This is a genomic window from Streptomyces sp. NPDC006384, assembly GCF_042870695.1.
Taxonomy (GTDB): domain Bacteria; phylum Actinomycetota; class Actinomycetes; order Streptomycetales; family Streptomycetaceae; genus Streptomyces.
The window spans coordinates 237,776-261,215 of record NZ_JBIAHR010000011.1 but is presented as its reverse complement, the minus strand read 5'-3'; the positions used below and the strand labels follow the sequence as shown (position 1 = coordinate 261,215).

General features: G+C 69.3%; 16 protein-coding genes, 4 pseudogenes and 1 CRISPR repeat array (1 of these 21 only partly in view). Of the genes and pseudogenes, 6 read left to right on the top strand and 14 right to left on the bottom strand.

Annotation, left to right across the window (positions count from 1 at the left end; translation table 11 throughout):
• Positions 1-1,755: 1,755 nt before the first annotated feature.
• From ACFYOJ_RS17930 to ACFYOJ_RS17920, 3 genes and pseudogenes are all read right to left on the bottom strand, one after another.
• Positions 1,756-2,892, bottom strand: a complete 1,137-nt coding sequence (locus tag ACFYOJ_RS17930; protein WP_356553253.1) for an IS256 family transposase — start codon at positions 2,890-2,892, stop codon at positions 1,756-1,758.
• A gap of 131 nt (positions 2,893-3,023) precedes the next feature.
• Positions 3,024-4,343: pseudogene (locus tag ACFYOJ_RS17925) on the bottom strand (NF041680 family putative transposase); the annotation flags it as partial.
• Positions 4,344-4,514: 171 nt separating this feature from the next.
• On the bottom strand, positions 4,515-5,429 hold the full coding sequence (locus ACFYOJ_RS17920; RefSeq protein WP_356553032.1) for a S41 family peptidase: 915 nt from the start codon (positions 5,427-5,429) through the stop codon (positions 4,515-4,517).
• A gap of 594 nt (positions 5,430-6,023) precedes the next feature.
• On the opposite strand from ACFYOJ_RS17920, the pseudogene ACFYOJ_RS17915 reads away from it, so the two are divergent.
• Positions 6,024-7,837 (top strand): annotated as a pseudogene (locus ACFYOJ_RS17915) (Helicase associated domain protein); the annotation flags it as partial.
• Positions 7,838-8,044: 207 nt separating this feature from the next.
• Entirely contained in the window at positions 8,045-11,095 is a 3,051-nt protein-coding gene (locus ACFYOJ_RS17910) for a BTAD domain-containing putative transcriptional regulator (protein WP_356553036.1), read from the top strand.
• Here ACFYOJ_RS17910 and ACFYOJ_RS17905 read toward each other — a convergent pair.
• The 3 genes from ACFYOJ_RS17905 to ACFYOJ_RS17895 form a co-directional block, all read right to left on the bottom strand.
• Positions 11,059-12,117, bottom strand: a complete 1,059-nt coding sequence (locus ACFYOJ_RS17905; protein WP_356553038.1) for a hypothetical protein — start codon at positions 12,115-12,117, stop codon at positions 11,059-11,061. The two genes, ACFYOJ_RS17910 and ACFYOJ_RS17905, sit on opposite strands and share 37 nt — an antisense overlap.
• Before the next feature lie 5 nt (positions 12,118-12,122).
• Positions 12,123-12,896, bottom strand: coding sequence for a TSUP family transporter (locus tag ACFYOJ_RS17900; protein ID WP_356553040.1), 774 nt, complete (start codon positions 12,894-12,896; stop codon positions 12,123-12,125).
• An 81-nt stretch (positions 12,897-12,977) separates the two neighbouring features.
• Complete coding sequence (locus ACFYOJ_RS17895; RefSeq protein ID WP_356553042.1) at positions 12,978-13,964, bottom strand: TauD/TfdA family dioxygenase; 987 nt, start codon at positions 13,962-13,964, stop codon at positions 12,978-12,980.
• Between the two features lie 253 nt (positions 13,965-14,217).
• On the opposite strand from ACFYOJ_RS17895, the gene ACFYOJ_RS17890 reads away from it, so the two are divergent.
• Positions 14,218-15,006 carry a hypothetical protein gene (locus ACFYOJ_RS17890; protein WP_356553044.1) on the top strand — a complete coding sequence of 263 codons (789 nt, stop codon included), beginning with the start codon at positions 14,218-14,220 and terminating at the stop codon, positions 15,004-15,006.
• Positions 15,007-15,511: 505 nt separating this feature from the next.
• On the opposite strand, the pseudogene ACFYOJ_RS17885 reads toward ACFYOJ_RS17890, so the two are convergent.
• The 5 genes and pseudogenes from ACFYOJ_RS17885 to ACFYOJ_RS17865 form a co-directional block, all read right to left on the bottom strand.
• A pseudogene (locus ACFYOJ_RS17885) lies at positions 15,512-15,902 on the bottom strand (DUF6415 family natural product biosynthesis protein).
• A gap of 128 nt (positions 15,903-16,030) precedes the next feature.
• Positions 16,031-16,354, bottom strand: a pseudogene (locus ACFYOJ_RS17880) (Scr1 family TA system antitoxin-like transcriptional regulator); the annotation flags it as partial.
• A gap of 73 nt (positions 16,355-16,427) precedes the next feature.
• Positions 16,428-16,835 carry a hypothetical protein gene (locus tag ACFYOJ_RS17875; protein ID WP_356553046.1) on the bottom strand — a complete coding sequence of 136 codons (408 nt, stop codon included), beginning with the start codon at positions 16,833-16,835 and terminating at the stop codon, positions 16,428-16,430.
• Positions 16,836-17,214: 379 nt separating this feature from the next.
• Positions 17,215-17,517, bottom strand: a complete 303-nt coding sequence (locus ACFYOJ_RS17870; protein ID WP_356553048.1) for a hypothetical protein — start codon at positions 17,515-17,517, stop codon at positions 17,215-17,217.
• A 79-nt stretch (positions 17,518-17,596) separates the two neighbouring features.
• Complete coding sequence (locus ACFYOJ_RS17865; RefSeq protein ID WP_356553049.1) at positions 17,597-18,547, bottom strand: replication-relaxation family protein; 951 nt, start codon at positions 18,545-18,547, stop codon at positions 17,597-17,599.
• Between the two features lie 419 nt (positions 18,548-18,966).
• Between ACFYOJ_RS17865 and ACFYOJ_RS17860 the strand changes: the two genes are divergently transcribed.
• Positions 18,967-19,407, top strand: coding sequence for a hypothetical protein (locus tag ACFYOJ_RS17860; RefSeq protein WP_356553051.1), 441 nt, complete (start codon positions 18,967-18,969; stop codon positions 19,405-19,407).
• Positions 19,408-19,635: 228 nt separating this feature from the next.
• Here the strand turns inward: ACFYOJ_RS17860 and ACFYOJ_RS17855 are convergent, their stop codons facing one another.
• The 3 genes from ACFYOJ_RS17855 to ACFYOJ_RS17845 all read right to left on the bottom strand — a co-directional run bounded on the left by ACFYOJ_RS17855 (position 19,636) and on the right by ACFYOJ_RS17845 (position 21,047).
• Entirely contained in the window at positions 19,636-19,911 is a 276-nt protein-coding gene (locus ACFYOJ_RS17855) for a hypothetical protein (protein WP_356553053.1), read from the bottom strand.
• An 86-nt stretch (positions 19,912-19,997) separates the two neighbouring features.
• Positions 19,998-20,177 (bottom strand): hypothetical protein, encoded by a 180-nt coding sequence (locus tag ACFYOJ_RS17850; RefSeq protein ID WP_356553055.1) that lies wholly within the window; start codon positions 20,175-20,177, stop codon positions 19,998-20,000.
• Positions 20,178-20,768: 591 nt separating this feature from the next.
• Positions 20,769-21,047: a hypothetical protein gene (locus ACFYOJ_RS17845; protein WP_356553254.1), complete on the bottom strand. Its 279-nt coding sequence runs from the start codon at positions 21,045-21,047 to the stop codon at positions 20,769-20,771.
• A 71-nt stretch (positions 21,048-21,118) separates the two neighbouring features.
• On the opposite strand from ACFYOJ_RS17845, the gene ACFYOJ_RS17840 reads away from it, so the two are divergent.
• The gene (locus ACFYOJ_RS17840; RefSeq protein WP_356553057.1) at positions 21,119-21,265 is read left to right on the top strand and encodes a hypothetical protein; all 147 of its coding nucleotides are present in this window, start codon (positions 21,119-21,121) and stop codon (positions 21,263-21,265) included.
• Between the two features lie 340 nt (positions 21,266-21,605).
• Positions 21,606-22,643 carry a helix-turn-helix domain-containing protein gene (locus ACFYOJ_RS17835; RefSeq protein WP_356553256.1) on the top strand — a complete coding sequence of 346 codons (1,038 nt, stop codon included), beginning with the start codon at positions 21,606-21,608 and terminating at the stop codon, positions 22,641-22,643.
• 96 nt (positions 22,644-22,739) lie between these two features.
• Positions 22,740-23,440: direct repeats of the CRISPR family, unit length 23 nt; unit sequence GTCCTCTCCGCGCGAGCGGAGGT; it runs 909 nt beyond the window's last position.

Below are 23,440 nucleotides of genomic sequence, written 5' to 3'. Positions count from 1 at the left end.
ACGACGCGATCCCGACCGCCGTCCGGTCCTCTCCGCGCGAGCGGAGGTGAGCCGCGGGCCTGGCAGTCGTTCAGGACGCTGCTGTAGTCCTCTCCGCGCGAGCGGAGGTGAGCCGCGCATGATCGAGGGCGCGTGGGTGGTCGCTGAGTCCTCTCTGCGCGAGCGGAGGTGAGCCGATGACGGGCAGGTTGTACTTCTCCACGATGGCGTCCTCTCCGCGCGAGCGGAGGTGAGCTGCACTACGTAGACCCGGGTCTCGGTGCTCGGATGTCCTCTCCGCGCGAGCGGAGGTGAGCCGGGTCCCCGCCCTCGGGGATGCCGTACTTGTCCGTCCTCTCCGCGCGAGCGGAGGTGAGCCGCCGGCTTTCGACCTGATCAAGTCCGGGGTCGGGTCCTCTCCGCGCGAGCGGAGGTGAGCCGGAGGACGGGGCGATCACCCGGATCTCGGTCCAGTCTTCTCCGCTCGAGCGGAGGTGAGCCGATCACGAGGGCTTCGCGGCACGGGTCGGTGTTGTCCTCTCCGCGCGAGCGGAGGTGAGCCGGCCGTCATCATCGACGCGTGGTCCTGGCTGAAGTCCTCTCTGCGCGAGCGGAGGTGAGCCACCTCGTCCCCCTCCAGCTCATAGACGGTCCGCGTCCTCTCTGCGCGAGCGGAGGTGAGCCGATGAGCGTCGTCGCGTTCTGCAGCGTGGCGATGTCCTCTCCGCGCGAGCGGAGATGAGCCGCAGGACGAAGTCGCGGGCTTCGAGTGGACGATGTGCTCTCCGCGCGAGCGGAGATGAGCCGGCGGACCCCTGGACCAGGGGAACTGCACGTAGCCCTCTCTGCGCGAGCGGAGGTGAGCCGGACGTCCAGACGGTCATGGACCACGACCGCGGGTCCTCTCCGCGCGAGCGGAGGTAAGCCGGCGGTGGTGGTGGCGTCACCGCGGGCGCTGCCGTCCTCTCCGCGCGAGCGGAGGTGATCCGTCGGCTGTGGGACGGTCGCCTCGCGGCGTGTTGCCCTCTCCGCGCAAGCGGAGGTGAGCCTTCCGCCGGTCGATGCTCCCCGGCGAGATGACGTCCTTTCCGCGGAGGTGAGTCGCTGTGCCCGTCTTCGGCCGTGAGGGTAGCGCCGTCCTCTCCGCACGAGCGGAAGTGAGCCGTCGCTGCTGATGGGGTTGCCCGTCGGCGCGATGTCCTCTCTGCGCGAGCGGAGGTGAGCCGATCGTGAGGGGCGGGACCCAGGAGACTGCCACGTCCTCTCCGCGCGAGTGGAGGTGAGCCGGGGTCCCAGTACCTCGACCTGCCGTTCCCGATGTCCTCTCCGCGCGAACGGAGGTGAACCGACGCGGATCTGCGCCGCGGCCGAGGAGCTGGCGTAGTGGCTACGACGGACTTGATCGCGATTCGTATGTCCTGCGAACGATCAAGGTGGTCGTGGCGAAATGGCCTAGTGTCTCTTGAGGGCGAAGCAGCGCAGGGCGGCGAACTCGGTCTCGATGCCGGGTGTTGCGGCGTGGTGCTCCTCACCCGTGTGGAAGGAGCCCGCTCCCGGCTCCGGGATGTCCATCAGCTGTTCGGTGCAGCCGGAGACGGACTGTCCGGGGTGCTGTCGGGGCCGGTTCCCAAGGGGCGGCGTCCGTCCGGGCGAAGCGCTGCTTGGGGTGTGGTGGGGGTGGTGGGCAGGTGTTCGGCGGCGAGCTGGGCACGCGGAGCGCGCTCAGCAGCGGTGGTGGGGTGTGTACAGCCTTTCGTGTAACTCGGTTTTCGGTGGTCAGGCTCGGGTTGCGGTGAGGCGGCCGTCGAAGGCGATGTCGAACGCGTTCAAAGCGGGCTTCCAGCGGCGAGTCCAGCGTGCCTGGCCCTTGCCGGTGGGGTCGAGGCTCACGATCGCGAGGTAGACGCACTTCAGGGCGGCGGCCTCGCTGGGGAAGTGGCCGCAGGCGCGGACGGCCTTGCGGATGCGGGCGTTGACGGACTCGATCGCGTTGGTCGTGCAGATGATCTTGCGGATCTCGACGTCGAACTGGAGGAACCGTGTGGTGGCGGCGTCCTCGGTCGGCGCCGTGTAGACGGGCTTGAGGTCGGCGGCGAGTTTCGCCCAGTCCTGCCGGCCCGCGTAGGAGAACGAGTTCCTCAGGAGATGAACGACGCAGGTTTGCACGATCGTCTCAGGCCAGACGTTGTTCACCGCGTCCGGCAGGCCGGTCAGCCCGTCACACACCAGCATCAGCACGTCACGGGTGCCGCGGTTCTTGATCTCGGTGAGGACCTGCTGCCAGAACTTGGCGCCCTCGCCGCCGTCGCCGATCCACAGGCCCAGGATGTCGCGGCGGCCCTCGGCGGTGACCGCGAGCGCGACGTAGACCGGCCGGTTCGCGACCTGCCCGTCCCGCACCTTCACATGGATCGCGTCGATGAACACCACCGGGTAGACCGGATCCAGCGGCCGGCTCTGCCATTCCGCCATACCCGCCATCACGCTGTCCGTGATCGTGGAGATCGTCGACTTCGATACCTCGACGCCGTAGATCTCGGCCAGGTGGGCGCTGCTCTCGCCGTGGGTGAGACCCTTGGCCGACAGCGACAGGACGATCTCGTCGATCCCGCCCAGCCTGCGCTGCCGCTTCTTCACCAGCTGCGGCTCGAAACTGCCCGTCCGGTCCCGCGGCACCTGGATCCGCACCGGCCCCGCGTCGGTGTTCACGGTCTTCTCACCGTGCCCGTTGCGGTAGTTCTCCCGCCCGCCCTCACGGCGTTCGCCCCGCTCGTGCCCCAGGTGTGCGGTCAGCTCACCCTCCAGGGCCGACTCCAGGAACACCTTCGTCAGCTGCTGCAGCAGACCGTTCTCACCCGACAGCTCCAGCCCCCGCTCGCGGGCCTGCTCCATCAGCCGGCCCACCAGCTCCATGTCCAGCCCCGCCGGCACCACAGCCGACTCACCCGCCTCCGACGGCTCCGCCGCCAGCTGGCTCTCGTTCGTCACGGTGGTCATCAACTCTCCCTGTAAGGACGGGAGTTACACGGACTACCGTACAGACCCGGAGCCTGCGACAGCCTCTGCAGGTGCGGGCGGAGGTTCCGAAACCCGCGGCGGACCCTTGCGGGGGTGAGCCGGGCGGGCTCGGTCGGCTTCTCCCAGGGGCGGCGGAGGTCGGCGGCGGCCTCCCGGGTGAGCCTGAGCTGGGTATGAGCAGCGATCACGAGCCACGTCCACCGGTCTGCGGCCTCGGGGCTGCGAAGCTTTGGGCGGGTCCAGCCGAGGGTCTGCTTGATCATGCGGAAGGTGTGTTCCAGATCGAACCTGCGCAGGAACGCCTGCCAGCGCAGATCGACGCCTTGGCTGGTCATGCCGGTCTTCGAGGACCACAGCCAGACGGGCAGCGGGTCCTGACCTCCGGGCAGGTGATCGACCTTGAGGCGGATCAGCGTGCCCTCGATGACGGGGAGTTCGCCGGTGTGGTCAATCCACGCCGAGCGGGTGGTCAGCCGAGGGTGCAGACGGTCGAAGGCCATGGCCTGGGCGGTGCCGTAGCGGTCGGTGACCTGCACCGACTCCGCGTCGGGCTCGCCCCAGGTCTCCGGCTTGGCGAACCGGAACTCGCCGCCATGCTTAGGAGGGTGCCCGCCACGAGGGTGAGCCCGATAGAACTCCTCACGTGAGGGCGCCGGCCGCCGCATCACCCGGTCCGTACGCATCCGCCCCAGCACCTCGACCGGCAGACCGTGAAGGAGATAGGCCATGCGCGGGGCGTCATAGCCGGCGTCGAAGACCACCAAGACGTCCGGGTCTCCCGGCTCCCACTGACCACCGTCGATCAGGTCGGTAACTACGCGGCGGACCTGGGCCGCGGTGACCTCGGCTACATCGTCGTCCGGACCGAGGCGAACCGCATCCAGCAGCTGACACCACGAGGTGCGGCCGGTCTCCAGCGCGGCCACGAACGAGTACGGCCAGCCGGGAATGAACTGGTCGCTGGAGCGGCCCGAGCGGCCGTAGACATGGCAGAACAAGCGGTCTGGGCTGCACGGAGCGTCCGGCCGCAGCCAGTTGGTCACGTCGACCGCGAGGACGAGCCGGTTGTCGGCGGCCTTGGGCTGCGGCAGCACCGCCAACGCGCGCCGCAGCCGGTCGGCATCGATCCGGCCGCAGTTCAACGCGTCATACAACGCGCCGTGCCCACGACGGTGCTCGGCCAGAAGTGTCAGGTCGACCGGCGAGGTCACGGGCCCGTTGGCGCAGAGCATCGCGTCCGTGAGCTCGAACAGGGTGCCACCGCGCCGAGTCAGGCACGCGTACAGGTCTTCCCGGAAGTGTGACGTGAAGTCGAACGCGCCCTGCCGGGCATCCTGATCCAGCACACTCACCTCTGCGGCCTTCGCATGAAAGGGACTATGAACGGCTCATCCAGCACTCCGAGACGCTGATCACCTGGGCCGCCATCACTCTCATGACCAGGCGCCTCGCCCGGAAAGCCACCATCCCCAGCTGGCCAGGGAAACCGGCGCCGGCCAGCTGATCACCCAGACCGCCTACGCGCAGCCGGGCTGCTCGGACAACCATTCCGTTGCCGCGTCCAGGACGGGATCTTTGCTCCCTCCGCGTCCAAGGTTGTCGACGACTGGCTGGTCAGGCGGTATGGGGCTGTCGTATGCATGCCCCGTGCGGTCGGCGTCCTTCAGTTCTGTCAGGCTGAGAATGGCCCCGTCGGACAGTCGGTGTTGTACGTTGCCGGTGGGGACGCCTGTGGTCTCCTCGCCGAAGGATCGCGTATAAGGGCGCCCGCGGAAGGCCACGGTCACCGCCTCCCCGGAACTGCCAGTGGAACGGCTGGTGAGTACCGCAACAGGGGCTGATCCGCCGCCTACTGGAGGACTTGTTCCCCAGCCGGTGGAATCACCGTCCAGACGAGGGCTGCCCTTCTCAATGGACCACACCGTCTTCTTGCCGTCCGCATCGACGAACGACCCGACGTCGCCATCACCGAGGATCGGTCCCACGACGGCAAGCATCGGCCACATGTTGCCACCGAGGTTGCGGCGCAGGTCGATCACCCAGCCACAAGCGTTCGGACGATCAGCCTTCGCCACGGCATCTCGCCCCTCCCGCACGTACTGCTGATAGACCGTCTCAGATCCCTGCACCCCGGGGAGCGACAGATACCCCATGCGGCCGGCCAATGCCCGCCCTTCCACAGGGTTGCGAACCTGCTCGTCCCCGTGCGACTCTTTCGCCCTCTTCGGGTCGAAGAAGCTGCTGTGCCCGTCTCCCAATCTGCCCAGGGCCGTCTCAATGACCCGATAAGTATCGCTAGGACGCTGCGCGCTGCCGGCTTCGGTAAATGCTGTTCGCCGTATCTCATCCCAGTCGACATTGTCGCGGCGAAGTGCCTTGTCCTCCATGACGGTCAACGCGGTGGAGAGGTAGGACCGGGCCTTGTCAGACATTGCCGCCCCCGGAGTCGACGCTTCGTCCCCCGAGCATCCAACCCCAGCAGCGAGAACACACACCAACCCAGCAGCCCTTAAACGCGGCAAACGCCCCCGAACCATGTGCCCTCCCAGTCAGCCAAACCAGTCGATCTATTGGTGACCCTAACCTCGATTGGGAGGACGACGACACGCAGGCCGCCGCCGAAGCGGCCCTGCTGCACTTCTCCAGCCCACGCGACGCCGCGACCATCGCCGCGTTCCTGCGCACCCGGGTGTACCGGCCGGAGTCGCTGGTGTGGCTGGAGGGCTACCAGGCCCTGCTGCGGTGGCGGGCTGAGAGCCTGTTCCCAATCGGTCGTCACACGCACGCCCGGGTCCAGGATGTCGTCCTCGAGTCCGCTGTTCGGGGTTCGCCGAGTGCGGGACGTACAGGGCCCAGCCGGCGGCACCGAGCTGCCACAGTTCGGTGGTCAGCGCAACGCCGATGTCGACCTCGTCAGGCGTGAAGCCGGTGATGTCGAGCAGCAGGCCGTCCAGTGGGCCGCCGATCAGTTGGGCGTAGTGCCAGTCGGGGCGCGGGCCGGGCTCGTCCGTGGCCGGCGCCGTAAAACCAAGATCGCCAGGGTCATCGTCCCCGTGTTCCTGGAGCCCAACGAGGACCCGACCGACATGGTCGCCAGCGCCAGCTTCCGCCCCCTTGTAGCGGTCCTCCAAGGCCTCCGCAGTCATGATGAACGACTCTCTGAGCAGCTTGCCTCCCGTGCTCTCAGCAGCGGGAAGCGCAAGGTGCACGTCCGGCGCGATGAAGAAGGGCGGATCGTCGGGGTCGGCGGCGGAGGCGAGGACCAGGAGCAGGAGCAGGACGAGACTGCCGTCGCCGCCGAAGCCGCCCTGCTTCACTTTTCCACGCCCCCGGGACGCCGCGACCATCGCCGCCTTCCTCCGCACCCGGGTCTACCGGCCGGAGTCCCTGGTCTGGCTGGAGGGCTACCAGGCCCTGCTCCACTGGCGCCGGGAGAACGAGATCACCGGCCTCTACGCCGTCCCCTACGCCGTCGAGGTCGAAGTCGGGGTCACGAAAAGATTTTCCGCTTGGCCGCTGGGTCCACCAGCAGCGGAAGGCGCTGCGGGCAGAGGAGCTGGAGGAACGGCGCAAACTGCTGCTGGACGCGCCGGAGGCCGGGATGGTGTGGGAGCCGGGCGAGGAGACGTGGGAGAGGAAGCTCGCCGCGCTCCGGTCCTACCACCGGGCCACCGGGCACCTCGCTCCCCGGCAGGACGCCGTGTGGGGCGAGGGCGAGGCGATGGTGCCCATCGGACAGTACATGGCCAACCTGCGCCGCAAGGGCGGTCTCGGGAAGGACCCGAAGCGGGCGGAAGATCGCGCGCAGCAGCTGGCCGCGATCGACCCGGACTGGAACTGCCCCTGGCCGCTCAACTGGCAGCGGCACTACCGCGTGCTCGCCGACCTGGTCGACGCCGACGGCCACCTGCCCTACATCGCGCCGGGCGTCACCTTCGAGGGCGACGACATCGGCACCTGGCGGTGGCGGCAGCAGGAACCGGGCACCTGGGCACAGCTCATGCCCGAGCAGCGGGAGCGGCTGACCGCGCTGGGCGTACAGGGCGCCACCCTCCCCGTGACGGCCGCCGCCCCGGCGGAGCTCCGTCCGGCGCTGGCCACAGCCCTCAAGGGGCCGAAGAAAGCAGGGAGCAAGGCCGAGGCGGCGTTCCAGCGGGGCCTGGCAGCCCTGGCGCAGTGGGTGGAGAAGGAAGGACAGCGGTCCGTCCCGCGCGGCGCGGTCGTGGAGGTCGCGGTCGACGGCGAGGCGGAGCCGGTGAAGCTTGGTGTGTGGCTCTCGAACACCAAGTCGAGGCGCGACAAGCTCACCTCCGAGCAGCGCGCCGCCCTCGCGGCGCTGGGCATGGAATGGGCTGGCGCGGTGCCAGCCATCGACGCCGCCCCAGAGCCGCCCGTCCCACAGTCCGCGCCCGCGCCTCTAGCAGGCCTGGCACCGACGGACGCGGAAGCGCCCGTGCCAGAGCAGCGCGACGCAGACGACGCAGAGGCGGACAATGAGCGTGAAGCCGATGCGGCCCGCAGCCTGGTGCGCATGAAGCGCCTCACCGAACTGACCCGGAAGTACACCAAGGCCGAACTGCTGCGCATGGCCTACGCGGGCGGCCTGGTACGCCACAACTCCCCCGAGCAGTGGCACAAGGACGAGATCGCTTCCACCGTCGTGGACCAGGAGCTCAGGGCCGCCGCCCGGTCCGCAGCTGCCCACCCTCCTGCCCCGCCGAAGCGGCCGCCGGTACGGCACCACCATGACGAATGCGACACGGTGCAGTACGAGGGCGGCGCCTGCACCTGCGACCTCATTGAGCAGTACGGACCGCCCTCCGAACGGGACGACTACTGAGATGCCTTCCGGCCGCTTCCCCCACCGGACCCCGGGCCTGCGCAGTCGCTTGCGCTCCTCCGCGGGCCAGACTCGCGCTTCACTCGCCCGCTGACCTGGGCCTACACACCTCGTGCTGTGTTGAACTTGATCACACGGCGTCACTGTTGGATCACAGGTGTGGTATCACTTTGATCGTTTACAGGTCTGCGGGCGGGGAGAAACACGATGCTGCATGCGATGCCGGGCGACGCCCGGTGGGAGTTCCGGATACTCGGACCGCTCGAGGTTCGGCTCGACGGACAGGTGTGGGAGGTGTCAGCGCCGCGCCTGAGATCGGTGCTCGGTGCGCTGCTGTTACGTGCGGACGAGGTGGTCCCCGTCTCCTACCTGGTCGACAGCGTCTGGGAAGCGGACCCGCCCGCCGATCCGCCTGGTCAGATCGCCACCTGTGTTTCCCAGCTCCGCCGTAAGTTCGAGCAGGCTGGTGCCGGGCAGGACCTGATTCTCACGCAGCGGCCCGGATACCGACTCTCCACGGAGCGAGTGCGACTTGACACCCTCGACTTCCATTCGCTACGGGAGGAGGCGCGCCGGTGCGATGAGGACGGCGATCCCAGGCGTGCCCTGTCACGGCTGAAGACGGCGCTCTCGCTGTGGCGTGGGCCTGTGTTGTCCGGGATCCCATGCCGGGCATGGCAGCCAGCGGTCCGCCGATGGGAGGAGGAGCACATCGCCGCCCGGGAGACCTGCTCGGACATCCAGCTCAGCCTTGGCTTGTACGAGGACCTTGTCACCGAACTATCAGGATTTGTCCAGCAGTACCCGCTTTTGGAACGCCCACGGGCCCAGTTGATGCGTGGCCTGTTCCGCTCCGGGCGGCAGTCCGACGCGCTGCAGCTCTACCACGACACGGCCGACCTGCTGCGGGAGGAACTCGCCGTGCAGCCGGGCAAGGAGCTGCGGGATCTGCACAAGCGGATGCTGCAAGGCGACGATCCGGGTGCGGAACATGGACCCGAGGCCGCGGCCTTAATTCCCTGGCACCGTCCCGAATCGCCCAGTCGGATGACCCCCACCCGGCACGAGCACGCTCCGGGCCCACGTACAGCGCGGGCCGGTACCCCATGCCAGCTTCCGGGCGACCTGGCCGAGTTCGTCGGACGCGAGGACGAGATCGGCACGATGACCGAATGGCTCGTTCCTGGCCAGGACACTGCACCGGTTGCGGTGGTGGTGGGCCCCGGCGGCACAGGCAAGACCGCCCTCGCCGTCCACGTAGCCCACCGGCTGAGATCTGTCTTCACCGACGGGCAACTGTACGTCGACCTGCACGGTACGGACAGTCATCCGGTCACGGCCGAGGAGACTCTCGCCCGCTTCCTGCGCGAACTCGGCCTGTCGGGCGCCTCCATACCCAGCTCGCTCGACGAATGCGCCGTGCTGTTTCGTACTCTGCTCGCCGACCGTCACATGCTCCTCGTCATGGACAACGCAGGGGATGCAGACCAGATCGTCCCCCTGTTGCCCGGCACGGGAAGTTGCGGCGTGGTCATCACCAGCCGAGCCCGGCTCACCACCGTACCCAACACCCGAGTCCTGGAATTGGGGGTTTTCGGGCAACAACAGGCGTATGCCCTACTCAACCGGCTGGTCGGAGAGGAACGGCTGTCCGCGGAGCACGCCGTCGCCGCCCAGCTGATCGAGTACTGCGGCAGGCTGCCGCTCGCGGTGCGCATCGTGGCGGCCAAGCTGGCCTCGCGGCCGCACTGGACACTACGCAAAGCCGCTTCCCGCCTGGCCGACGAGCGCCGCAGACTCGACGAACTCACCCATGAGAACCTTGAGGTGCGCAGCAGTCTCGAGCTGTCGCACCAGGGGCTCAGCCTCGCCGCGCGCACACTGCTGCGACGTCTGTCTTTGCTGGCGACGTCCGACTTCTCGGACTGGATATGCGCCCCGCTCATGGACCTGCCCCTGCATGACGCCGAGGATGCTCTCGAGGAATTGCTGGACGCCCGGCTGATCGACGTAATCAGCCCGGCGGCTAGCCCGCAGCCCCGCTACCGTCTGCACGATTTGGTGAGGTTGTTCGCCCTGGAACGCTTGGCCGAAGCGGAGCCCCAGGCAGAGCAAGCTGCGGCCGTCTACCGTTCGGCCGCTACCACTCTGGCCATGGCCTCCTTGGCCCACCGCACGGTGTGTGGTGGGGACTTCACCGTGGTGCACAGTTCGACACACGAGTGGCCGGCCTCCATCGACGTGGTCGAGCACATGGCCTCCGACCCGATGCGATGGTACGAGTCCGACCGGGCAACCATCACCGCGCTGTGCCTGCAGACGGCCGAATGGGGGGAGGACGAGCTCGCTTGGGACCTCGCCGCCACCTCACGGTGTCTGTTCAGCGTCCGCTTCCACTTCGACGACTGGCGGCTCACCCACGAGAGCGCCCTCAAGGTGGTGCGCCGCCAGGGCAACCGCCGGGGCGAGGCGGCCCTGCTGCTGGGACTGGGCGACCTGTATCTGACCAAGCGCCGCTACGACCGCGCGATTCCGTTGCTGGAGAAGTCGTGCCAGCTTTTCCAGGAGGTCGGGGACCGGCACGGATATGCCCTCGCACTGCGCAAGGCCGCCTGCGCCGACCGGATCGGCGGCCGCATCGAACTGGCGCTGGCTCGCTGGCAGGAATGCCTGCCGGTCCTCGAGGAATTCGGCGATCTCGAGGCTCAGGCTCAGGTGCTGCGCTGGACCGCGCAGACCCAGCTGGAGCTGGGCAGAAAACAGCAGGCAGAAACGTATCTGCGCGCGGCGGAGGTAATCGTGGCGTCCTTCAGCAGCCGCAGTGCGGCCCAGGTCCGGTTCAGCCTGGCGGAGATGGACCTGGCGCGCGGTGAACTCGACCGCGCGGCGCACGGGTACGCGGAGAGCCTCGTCGCGGCGACCACGCTCGGTGACCTCAGCGGCCGCTGCGTCGCCCTCCTCGGACTCGGAACGGTCGACGTCCGGCGCGGAGCGCTCAAAGAGGGTGAGAGACGGCTTGGACAGGCCCTCAGTCTTGCACGGGACATCCAGGACCCGCTGCTCGAATCGGAGGTGCTGCTTGCTCTGGCGCGGGCACATCAAGCCGCCGGGGACGGTGACGGTGCAGCGGCCCTCTTGAATGAGGGCGCCGAACTTTGCCGCCTGATGGGCGCGCCGACCCGTCACGAGACTTTTCTGCGTGCTCGTGCTGCGCTCGGTGCTCAGCCAGTAGATTCGGCGGGCAGCCGCGTGCTATAGGTGGCGCTGCCCTCCCTTGCACGGAGCACCACGGTCCGGCTGTTTAGATCCGACCGGGCGCTGCGGAGGTCCTGCGCGCGGCGGCCGAACCCTACGGTCCGGCCGTCGGGACAGGCCGGACCGTAGGGGCTGGTCTCGACCTGGAGGGTGCGTTCCTCGCTCCATCCGCGCATCCGGAATTCCCCCCGGCCCAGGTGTTCCAGCGAGCAGAACGGTCTGCCGGCCAGCAGCAGCCTGGGGGTGCCACCGTGATCCGCGATCTCCGCCGTGACGATCCCCCGGTGCGGGCCGCGTGGGAGATGGTGCCCTGGTTGCTCCCAGTTGACGAAGGTCTCCGGCATGGGAAAACGGCAGAGGTACGGGCGCAGCCGCTTGGGGGTCAGCGGGACCTCGGGTCGTCGTACGAGAGCGGCCGACAGCGACAGCATCTCGCGGAACGGTGCAGGAAAGAGCGCCCCCAAGGCTGGTGTGTAGCACAGGTCGACGATGAGCTGGACCGCGGCGTAGGGTTCCTGGTTCACGAGTGCGTGCACTCGCCACGAGGCGGTGAACCAGGGCGTCCCCGGTTGCCAGGCATGGTTTCCGTCGACGAAGACCGCCCGGACCCGCTCACCTCCGGTGATCGGCATGTGCACTCGGCACAGACCCCAGGGCGGGCCCATCTTGGCCGACTGCAGATCGGTGACTCTGACCCCAGGGGGCAGTTCCACGAGCCGCACGCTCCGCGGCGGGCCCGGGAGTGCCCGCAGCACCTTGCGCACGGCCGGCAGGTGCGCGAGCCACTTGGTCGCGCTGAAGTCCTGCAGCCCCGGGCCGCCCGCATCCGTGCGATGCGGATCCCCTCCGATGCTGTACAGAGGGAGGACCCGCCGCCCTCGGACCGCGGACAGCGGGGCGCCGCACCGATCGGCGAACGCGGCGAGTTCGGCCCGCAGGTGGTCCGCGTCATACCCTCCCTCCAGCTTCACGCAGTCGGGCAGTCCCCGGCCCTGGGGATCGTAGATCCGCTTCGTCCCGCTCATGCCGCTCAGCCGAACTGGTCGAAGCAGAGCTTCACGACCATCCCCGTCACCACCACGAGCAGTACGGTGCGCACAAAACCCGACCCTCGCTTCAATGCCGTCCGCGCGCCCAGCATGGCACCGGCGATGTTGCAGAGGGCCATCCCGGCGCCCAGGAGCCAGAGCACCTGCCCCTGGGCGGCGAACACGGTGAGGGCGCCGAGGTTGGTGCCCACGTTCACCACCTTGGCCAGCGCGGAGCTCTGGAGGAACTCCAGGGACAGGAGACTGGTGAACATCATGATGAGGAAGGTGCCGGTGCCGGGCCCGAACACGCCGTCGTAGAAACCGATACCGCAGCCAGCCACCGCGATGACGGCCAGCTTGCGGCGCCGGCCGACGGGTTCGGACTGCTGTACGGCTCCAAAACCCGGGCGGATGGTGACGAAGGCAGCCACCGCGATTAACAACGCCATGATGACCGGCCGAAACCAGGCCGCGGGCAGGCTGGACGCGGACAGCGCTCCGAATCCGGCTGCGGGAACGGCCAGCGCCGCGGCCGGGAAGGCGATGGTGCGGTCCAATTTCGTCTGGCGCGCGTACGTCACCGCAGCCACTGTCGTCCCCGTGATGGCGGTGAGCTTGTTCGTCCCGAGCGCTACCGACGGCGGCAGCTGCGGGAATGCCATCATCAGGGCAGGAATGAGCACCAGCCCGCCGCCCCCGACCACAGCATCAACCCACCCGGCGGCCGCCGCAGCGGTCAGCAGGGTTGTCACACCTACGGCATCCAAGGCCATCTTCCTGTTCTCTTGCTCGACCTGGCCGGCTATATCCGGGCCCCGGAAGAGGGGCGGCGCGATGCGCTTCCGCGACTGATGTCAGAACACGCCGGAGATCTTGCGCAGTTCGGGCAGCACACGGTTGCGGAGCATCATGCGCTCGGTCCATCGCGGTACCGACCTCAAGGAGTAGCACCGGCGCAGCCACCGGTCCGCTCCGTCGAAGCGGGGGGTGAAGGCGGAACGACCGTGTGCGGCGATGTGGTTGTCCACCACGACGAGGTCACCGGGAGCGAGTACGAGCTCCCGGCAGACCTGCTCCAGTGCCTCGGACAGCGCCCTCAGCGCGGCGGTCGCCTCGTCGTCGGGACCGGTCGTGGTGTGCGAGTTGAAGCGCATGAACAGATGAGACTCGTGTCCGAACAGAACCGGGTGCGGTCCCGACATGGGGCGAGGTCCCACGATGTTGCGGGCGAAAGATGTGGGATAGGCACTCTGGAAGACGGGCCGGCGCAGGACGTCCCGCTGCCCAGGCGTCAGCAGCTCGTACGCCTCGCGGACGGACGCCACCCGAGTGGCGGCGACCGCATCGTGATCCTGTCGCAGGCACAGCAGTCCCAGGAAGTCCGGACGCAGTGGGTGGTGGACGTTCTCCGTATGGAAGTCGAAGGCCACCGAACCGCTGTTCTCGATCCGCTGTTCCTCACCCGGGACAGGGTGCACCTCGTGGATGAGAGCGCCGCCCTTCTCGTCCTCGTATCCGATCAGCGTGCCGAACAGATCGGCGACGAGCGTCATAAGGCCGGTCGTCGTGTGGCCCACCAGCTGGGGGCCGCCATGCTCCTGGGGAGTGCTGGGAAGCTCACCCACGGGCAGCCCACGGACCAGAAAGAAGCCCTGCGTCGATGAGCCCGAGGCGAAGTCGAGCAACGCTGCGCGCAGGCCCTGAGGTATGTCCAGCAGCAGATCCGCGAGATCTGTGGTTCCGGCCCCCTCGAGCGCTGCGGCACGGGCCGCCAGATCTCCCATGGTGACTGCTTCGAGCTCCTGCAGCTGGTACTCGTTCTGCAGCATTTTCACATTCATCGGATGCTCCTCGCCGGACGGCTCGACTGCCCGGTTTTCCGGGCAGGTCAGACAGTAGGAGCCCCCGATGCCCGATCAATGTCAGGTTTCTGTCCGCTCGATGCTCGGCAGCAACATCGCCCTCCCGTAGCTTGCCGCAGCAAGTTCAGTCGGTTCCGCCGTCCTGCGTCCTGCTCCAAGGGTGGGTGGAGCAGGACATCCTCCGCTGCTCCACCCGCCGCGGAGGGGAGCCGACTCATTAAAGGAGGTAGAGGTGTCAGTCCTGTTTCACGGCGGTCCCGTACGTGAGCGAGTCTCTGACCGGGCCTTCCGGGTCCTCGCGGCGATGCGGGAACTGGGGAGCGGTCCCCATGCGCTGAGCACCATCGTCGGCAGAACCACTCTCAGCCGGTCCACCGTGCAGCGCCTGATGCATTCCGGGATGAAAAACGGAGTCATCTGGCAACCCCGCCACGGTCACTACGCGCTCATTGAGCAGCCCGACGGCCGGAAGGCACCGCTGGGCAGGCTGGTCCCCGCGCTTCCGGCGGCCCAGCAGGCACTCGGCTTCCTCAGCGAGCGGACCGGCCATTGCGCGGGGTTGCACGCCACGGTCCTTACGGACGAGCCCGTCCAGCTGTGCGTCGCCCGGGTAACGGCTCCGGGCGACGCTGCCACGCACCCGGTGATCGGCCAGCCTTGGCCGCTCGAGGCCAACGCCGCAGGGCAGGTGATCTCCGCGTACCTCGACCGCCAACATCCGCATCCGCGAGCGGGCGAGACCATCCGTCTGCGCGGCTGGGCCGCATCCCCGGGTCCTGGGCCGGGGACGAAGATGCTGGCCATGCCCATCCTCCGATTCGGCATCCCGTTGGGGGCCATGAGCCTCACCGGGGACGCCGATCGCCTCGAGGCCGGGCTGCTCGCTCATGTCACCGAGCTCAGGCGCGCGACTGCCCAGCTCTGGACACCGGAAGGACCCTTCGGGCAGGCGACACGGCTCAGTAGACGTAACGCGTCCAGCCCTGGCCAGGGACATAGACCTCATGTCCCGAACGGTTGACGTAGGCAGTTCCACACCCGACCGTCAGAGTGCCCGTACCGGTGGTGGCACCACTGGTCTTCTGGCTTGTGTAACCCGTGGTGGTGACGCATTCCACCCAGGCCCGCACCTGCCGCCCGCACGGATTGCTAGTGACCCTGACGGTCAGCGTCCTCCCGGACACCGAACCGGAAGCGCTGGTCACACAGCTGGGGTCCGGCGGCAGCGCCGCGCTCGCGGTGGGCACCAACCCCGGCAGACCAGCGCAGGCGATCAACGCCGCGATTCCGGTCACCGCGCTCTTCAAGGCCCGTTTCATGTTGCGCATGCGATTCCTCCAGAGTTTCTCGGGGCACGTTCCCCGCGCCGTACCTTCCCTAGTGATCAAAGCGGGTGGCCGGAGGGCCGGCCAGCATCACTGGGGCAACGGGTCAAGTGGTGACTCAATGACACCCGCCGCAACTGCCGGGACTACGAGCGACTCCCCCAGCACGCCGAAGCCACCTGAATTGGGCGTTCACCACCCTCATGGCCCGGCGCCTGGCCCGGAAAGCCGGTCCAGGTGTTTGTAAAAGGCGCGCACGAGACGGGCGCGGTTCTGGAACGCAGCGCGCGGTGCCCTCGATCGGCACGGACAGCCGGCCTTCTGCCTCGCGCAGGACGACGTCGGCGAGCGCCCGGGAGCTGCTGTCCTTCGGCAGCTGGGCGGCACGGCGGCGAACGTCGGAGGCGACGGCGCGCGCGTGGCCGGTGAGATGGAGGGCGATCTGCTCGTAGTCGCGTTCGGCCAGCGCCTCCGGGCCGGTCCACGCCAGGACGGCCTTCACCAGGCACTCGTACGGCTCGCGGTCGAGCGGGAGGCCGGCTTCGATCAGCCCCTCCGGGTCGTACAGGACCGTGTGCGTGCTGGTGTGCATGGCAGGCCTCGCTGCTGGGGCGTCGTCGCGCGGGTGGCCGGCGGTCACCGCTGGTGGTCCGTCGGTGCTGTCGACGCTACGCACCTGTGGTCCGGGCGCTCAACGAAGTTGCGGAGAATTGCGGGACTTCACTCCAGGGCGTCGATCGCGGCCTGGATGAGGGCGCGGGCGGCGTCTCCGTAGACGGCCATCTCTGCGAGGCCGGCGAACGCCCTGACGTAGTCGGCGAGCTCGCGTGGCTGTGTCACCTTGATCTCCGCTGTCAGCGTCTCCACCACGGCCATGGTGTCGTCGTGGACGTAGAAGGCTTCCAGCGGCCACACGGTGCGCTGCGCGGTGAACGGGATGATCCCCAGCGAGACGGAGGCGAGCGGCATCACGGCCAGGAGGTGGCGCAGCTGCCCGCGCATCGCGTCGGGTTCTGCGGTGCGGAAGCGCAGGACGGACTCCTCCGGCCTCAGCTTCCGGCCGGTGACGGTGACGCCGCCTGAACACTCCGGACCCGCCGGGCGCCGCGGCCGCCCGCTACTCGGTGGCGTGCTCAGGGTCCGGCAGTTGGGGCGGGAAGTGGCGCTCCAGGATTTCCACCCACCGGTGCAGGACCACGAAGCCGGTGGTGTCGGCCTGCGCCTGGACCAGCTCGGTCAGGGCGTCGACGAACGGCTGGGCGGGGCTGTCCGGCGGCAGGGTTTCGGCAGCCTGCTTCAGCCGCTCGTGCACGGTCGGGAAGAGCTCCTTGGCCCACTCGTCCTGTTCCTTGATACGCCGGGAGCCTGCCTCCAAGCTGATCTGCATGACGGTCCACTCCGGACAGTCGGAGGTGTGCCAGATCTCGTACGGCGTGCCGCCCGCGACGCGGACGTTCTCCCGGGCGGGGCCCGCTGTGCAGTCCGGGCACAGTTCGCCCGGCGTCTCCGCGAAACCGTCCTTCATCTCTCGCTCCCTCCGCCTGGAAGGTCACGAGCCTGCCACGGAAGATCACGCGGTGACCAGGGCTTTGCCGCGAGGCCTTCTCGCGAGGCAGGGCAGGGGTGGCCTTGCGCGGGGTCGGTCGTCCAGGGTGGGGCGATGAGCGCACTGCGACCCGGTGACATCACCGACGAGATGATCCAGGCCATGGACGCGGCCAAGCGGCAGGGACTGCAGAAGGATCTGCGCGCCCTCGCCGCCAACATCCGCGCCGACGTCGAAGGCCGCTACGACAGCGCGGAGCCCGGGTGGCGCTCGGGTGTCGAGTGGACGCTGCTGTGGATCGAGAACACCGCCGCCCAGCTGACCGGGGCAGGCCGGGCGCCGGGGCCGGCGGCCGGGATCAGGGCGTGTCGCCGGAGTAGTAGAAGCGGCAGCTCACTCCCGGGCCGGCGGCCGGGCGCGGGTCGTCGGGGAGCGGGTCGTACAGCGCCCGGCCGCCGGGCCACCGCCCCAGCTCGGTCATCAGGGCGACGCCGTCGCCTACCTCTTCCGGCCGCCAGCCCGTGATGTCGAGCAGCAGGCCGTCCAGCGGGCCGCCGACCAGCGCGGCGTACGTCTGGTGCGGCAGCGGGCCCGGGTTGGGGTCGCTGTGGTCGCGTCCGTACACCCGGCCGCGCAGCAGCTGCTCGTCACCATCGTTCATCCGGCCAGCCTCCCAGCCGCCACCGACAGCGGGACAGAGCCGGCGGGCCCGGCCTGGGTGGAGGCCGGGCCCGCTGTGCTCACCGCGGCTTGGGCAGCGACAGCCTCCGCCGCTCCTCACCATGGCCGACGACCCGCCACACCGGCCGGTCAGCCCCGACGTGGGTGAGCTGGTGCAAGGTCGTCGTCGCCACGGTCATCTGATGGTTGCGGCGGGCACGGTCGTGGAAGGCGGCCTCCCTCGTGTCCGGGGCCGCACGGCGCGGCGCCGGGGCGAAGACGAACAACACCAACGGGAAGCGCCGGTCCACGTGCGGCCCGGCGTAGGACTCCTGCCAGTGGTTGCGCGGGGGGCGGGCGGCGTTGCCGCGCCCGGACGCCGGTGCGTTGCGGTAGGCGTCGTACCGCTCCAGCTTGGCGATCAGACGGGCGTAGGACATGGTGCGGTCGATCTCCACGAACGTACTGGAGCCGTCGGCCAGGAGCGCCACGGCGTCGGGCACGAGGTTCCCGGCCGGGGTGGGGTGGGCGACTTCCACCCGCCAGTCGGCATGGTGGGCCATCTCCGCCTGGTGGAAGGCGATGACGGTGTCGACCAGGGCGAGGCCGTGCTCGCGCAAGCCCGTCTTGCTGGCCGCGATGCGCTTGCCCGTCGCCCGGCCGGCCGTCGGCGCGAGCTCACCGGAGGCGGCGGCTTCGGCGAGACCCGCCGGGGTGCAGTACCAGTAGCTCTGCTGGGCGCGGTGGGTCCAGCCGACCAGGGCCGGGGATTCAGCGAGCAGGTTGCGCAGCGCGCGGCGGACATGGTCGGTGCCCTGCTGGTGTGGCAGGAGCAGCGCCTTGAGCTGGCGGGGTGTGGCCAGGCGCAGCTGGGCGAGGGTGAGCAGGACCTCGCCGCGGAGGTCCGCGCCGGCCTTCGTCGCGGCGGCCTTCCGGGGCCGGGACGCTTCTCCAGGTACATCAGTAATAGGAGAAGAGAAGTTGCAACCGGCCGGAGCAGGCGAATCGGGGGTCTGATCAGCAACAACCATCAGTCGGCGGCTGGAAGCTGCGGGGCTGGGAGCGGGGCTTGCCGCGGGGCTTGTCGTAGGGCTCGCCGTCGCAGCGGGGTCCGCCGGGGCCGGCGGGGTGTGCGGGTCGGGTGCGGTGGTCATCGCGTCCTCGGGTTTCTCCGGCCTGCGGGCCGGGGCGGCAGTCGTCCGGCCCGCGCGCGGATCTGCGCACGGGCCGGAGCCACCGTGTGAAGCCACCCCTTGTCCGCGGTCTGACCGCCGCCGACACTGGGCGCCCGATTCCTCCTTGACCGCACCTTGCAGTCCGGTTTTATCCGTGACCGGAGTCACGTCGGCACCGTGTCCCGGAGCGCGGTCTCTGTCCACAGGGCCGAAGTTCGAGGGTGTCTTCGAGGCCGCCGCAATCAGCAGGGGCGGCACGAACGTGAGGAGCACCCATGCCCGAGAACACCGTCGCCACGCCGCTCGCCCCGATGGAGCCGGACGACGTCGCTGACGCCTTCGCCTACATCCGGGCGCTGCAGGCCGACGACATCGACACCGCCTGCGCGGTCGCCGACGACACGGGCCCGGAGCTGCGCCGGCTGCTCCTGGACGTCGCCGCGCGCATCTTCATCCCGGTCACCGCCGTGGACGACTGCGACGGGGAGCCGTGTGCGCACTCCTTCCTGGCAGCGGCACTCGGGCGACTGCTCCTGGAGGTCCTGTGCCACGCCGACGGCGCCTGCCTGGCTTTCCCGCCGGGCATCGCCCAGACCATCGTCCGCTTCACCGAGAACATCCTCACCGAGGAACACAGCGACGTCGCCGACGCCCTGCGACAGCTGGAGGCCGCGGGGATGAAGCAGGCGATGGAGGCGCACCGCACCACCGCATAGCCGCACCTCCGGGATGGCGGTGGTGCGGTCCAGCGCGCACCCCTGGCGCACCACCGCACCATCGCGGTGCGTTCCACCGCACCACCGCACCGCACGGGGCGCGCGCCACGGCCGGGCGGGCTCCTCTATCACACACCCCCTTGACCGCGACCTGATCGCAAGCCGAAACCGGCGATGTCAAGACATCTCAGGGGGTTAAGAAGTCAAGCTGATGGCTTTGCAGCCGAGTCACCGGGGCCAGCCTGCTGTGTCATGGTGGCGTCCAGTTGCTCGATCGACCAGGGTGAAGACGGTCAGAGCGGCTGTCGACGCGGCCCCCGTCGCCAGGGCATCCGCCACGTATCGGCCCAGGTCCGGCCGCATGATGTCCACGATCCCGAACAGTACGAAAAACCCAGTGAGGGACGCCGCGACAGCAGCCCGCCAGCAGCGGTGATACGCGATGAACCACTGGGCCAGGCCCAGGCCGATCAGGGGGGCCGGGGACAACTGCGGCTCGTCCATGGCGGCGAGCACCCCATATCCCAGTCCGCTGACTATCCAGCAGGCGGCGCTCAGGAGTGCTGCCTCGCTCCAGGACACGGGCCGCTTCACTTGTGCCGTCCGTGCCGTGCGACGACGGCGCCACCGGCCCGACGGCGTGCCCGCCGCTGGGACACGCCTGCCGCGGTCACCGAGAAGAGCAGGAGTGGCCCGGCAGCCCAGTAGAGCACGGCCATCGGCCAGGCGGGCTGCTTGCCGACCAGCATGGTCGTCATCTTGGCAGCCATACCGATACCCAGCAGTACATAGCCGAGACCCCAGGCCCGGGCCACCCATACGGGACCCCCGATCGGCTGCGGCGGCCGGTGCGGCCGGAGAACAGACAGTCCGCCCAACCACGCGCAGCCCAGCGCCAGTACCGTCATGAACACTCCCCCGGCCGTGTCCAACGCGTCGGTCTGTATCCCGAGCATCCGCGCCCCACTCTTCTCATGTCACGCGCCCCTGAAGCCAAGGTCCGCCCCGGTCAGCATGATCGCAGTCCGGGCGCAACGCCTCACCTGCAAGGCTCGGCAGATAGCTGAAGCGCTGCCTTCCGGTATCCGGCAATGTGGGTGGCTCGGACGACGGTCACTCAGGCGTTTGGAGGAGTGGCGGGAAGGCGCGCTGTTCGTCGAAGTGCTGCCGGATCTGGAGGCAGTTATGGAGCTGACCGAGGAAGCGGTTGGAGCCCATCGTCGCCCGGCGCACCGGAGTGGGCTCCACTCGGTGAAACCCATCGGGTGGAGCCCACTGAGTGGAGCCCACTCGATGTTCTGCATCCGGTGGCGATGCGCGGCATCGGGTGGACTCCACTCGGTGGACGGTGCCCGGCACCGTCACCACAGCCAGGCGGTGGAGTGCCGCACCCGGGACAGGGCGCGGGCATCCCGGTGCGCGGCGGCGTTACCGACCCGGTTCTGCCGGGAGCGGGGCCGGCGCGAGTTCGCGGCGGCGAGGCGTCGCTTGGCGGCTTCCTGGAGTCGCTTTCGCTGCTTGCGCAGCTCCGCCTTCTTCTCGGCCTTCGACTTCGGCTTCCGGGGGCGCTTCCAGATCGGCTGCCATCCCAGGGGCTCGTCGAGCTCGGGCTCCTGGTCCTCGTCGAGCGCGGCGGTCATCTGCTCGCGTGCGGCACGTCTCCCGTCCACAGCCTTCCCTGCCGCTCGTAGCTCTAGTGATCACCGTCGCGGTGCTTGTGCTCCTGCTCCTGGGCGGGTTCGTTCTCTACCTGGCATGGCAGCACCCTTCCCTGGCCGGCCCGATAGGCGCTGCAGCCGCTGCGATCACCGTGCCCCTCACCCTCCTGGGCATCGTCCTCGCGCTGACGAAGCGGTGACCAGACCTTCCGTCGTCCTCCGGGCCGGCGGGCGGGGCCAGGGCGTGCGAGGCGGTTCAGTCGGCCTGGAGGACCTCGCTGCGCGGGGCCGCCGGGGACCAGATCGGCGCCCTGCTGGGCATGACCGGAGACACCGCGCGCAAGAAGTTCTCCCTGCCCACCCGTCGCACCGGCCAGCACTCGGTGCCCGTCGTGCTGCCGCCCTCCTCGGCAGGCCCCGCTCCCGCGGCCGACACCGCCGGCCCCACAGCGCCCGGACGGCGCCGACGCCGGCGCAGGCAGCCACTCACCCCCGCCCCCGCACCGGTGCCCCGCGCGGCCCGCCACCGGCGGCCGGGACCTGGCCACCGTCCTCAGCCTCCAGCGCGCCTCCGGGCTCAGCCTGCGCGCGCTGGCCGGCCGCACCAGCCTCTCCCCCAGCTTCCCCTCCCGCGCCATGTCCAGCGAGCGCTTCCCCTCCTGGAAACACGCCTGCTCGATCGCACGCGCCTGCGGTGCCGACCCCGAGGTGTTACGCCGGGTCTGGGAATCGTCCAACGCCCGCCGCGACAACCAGCCCTGCCCCTCCACCCTCGCTGCGCTTCCTGCACCTGCGCGCCAGCAGCCCCGCCCCCAACGCCATCGCCGTCGCCAGCCGCTGGGTCCTCACCACCGGCACCGTCGCCTCCCTCCTCGAAGCCACCGTCCTGCCACCCCGCGACGTCCTGCACACCTTCGTCCAACTCCTGGGCGGCGACACCGACCACTTCAACCAGCTCCTGGACAACGCCCACCACGAAGCCGAACACGACACAGCCCTCCAGCAGCCACCCACCCCCGCCACCGACGAGCCACCCTCACCGAAGCCCTCCGCCAACGCACCCTCCCGCCCACCACCATCACCCCCCTCGGAAGGCATGACACACCGACGGCCTCGGCACGGGGCTGTGGGCCCACCAGAGAGAAGGCGCGGACCGGGCGGCTGCCGGTCAGCAGCGTCCGGCTCGATCCACTGCTACAGGCCACCCGCTTCCTTGACCGGTATACCGGTCAAGACCCCTTCCCTCCCGACGGGACCAGCCACCTTCCGCAGCCGCAGGGCGAGACCGCCGCGGGCGGCGGCCTCATGCCCGCTCTGTCGCCATCTGGCCATGACCGACCCATTGGCTCCCTCACAGACGGTGCCGTTGCCCGCGTTCACCCGCCACACGCCGGCAGCGTTCTGTCCCTCAGGGCCCATGCTGAGGCTCCTTCAGCCATGTTCACGTCGACGAGTCATTCGGGACCGCCCGTCACCCACCCCGCCGCACAGCCCACGTACACAGCCGCCCGCATCGCAGCGGAAACGGCAGGGGGAACACGCAGCCCTGATTCCGCCGGGCCATACCGCGTAGACTGAGTCAACCGAAACCAACAAGATCGGAACCCCCACCCCTTGCCAAGACCCTCCAGTAAAGTAATGGCAAAGCTCTGACAACAGAGCAGGTCAGGAAGGGTTCTCTCCGCGCGAGCGGAGGTGAGCCGGATCGTCGCATGCTGAGTGACGACGAGACCGAGTTCTCTCCGCGCGAGCGGAGGTGAGCCGATGGTCGGGTCGCCGGCGATCAGGGAGACGCCGTTCTCTCCGCGCGAGCGGAGGTGAGCCGGATGTGGTGGCGGGGGTCGATTTCCAGGGAGCGTTCTCTCCGCGCGAGCGGAGGTGAGCCGACCGGCTCCAACTCTCGGTAGCGGCCGGACTCGTTCTCTCCGCGCGAGCGGAGGTGAGCCGGCGTGGGCCGAAGCGGACGAGCTTGCGCTCCTGTTCTCTCCGCGCGAGCGGAGGTGAGCCGCCGGGGTCGAACGTCTTGATGCGGACGCGTTGGTTCTCTCCGCGCGAGCGGAGGTGAGCCGCCTGAGGCATGCCCGGAGTGCGGCAGCCCCGTGTTCTCTCCGCGCGAGCGGAGGTGAGCCGGGACATCGTGACCGCGGCCGTGCCGGTCCCGGGTTCTCTCCGCGCGAGCGGAGGTGAGCCGGCGAACGCTGCCGCCAAGGCCGCCAACAATGCGTCCTCTCCGCGCGAGCGGAGGTGAGCCGAACCACGACGGCTGGGTCGACGGGCAGAAGGGGTCCTCTCCGCGCGAGCGGAGGTGAGCCGCCGCTGCCCGGCCTCGTACACCTCCATGTAGGGTCCTCTCCGCGCGAGCGGAGGTGAGCCGC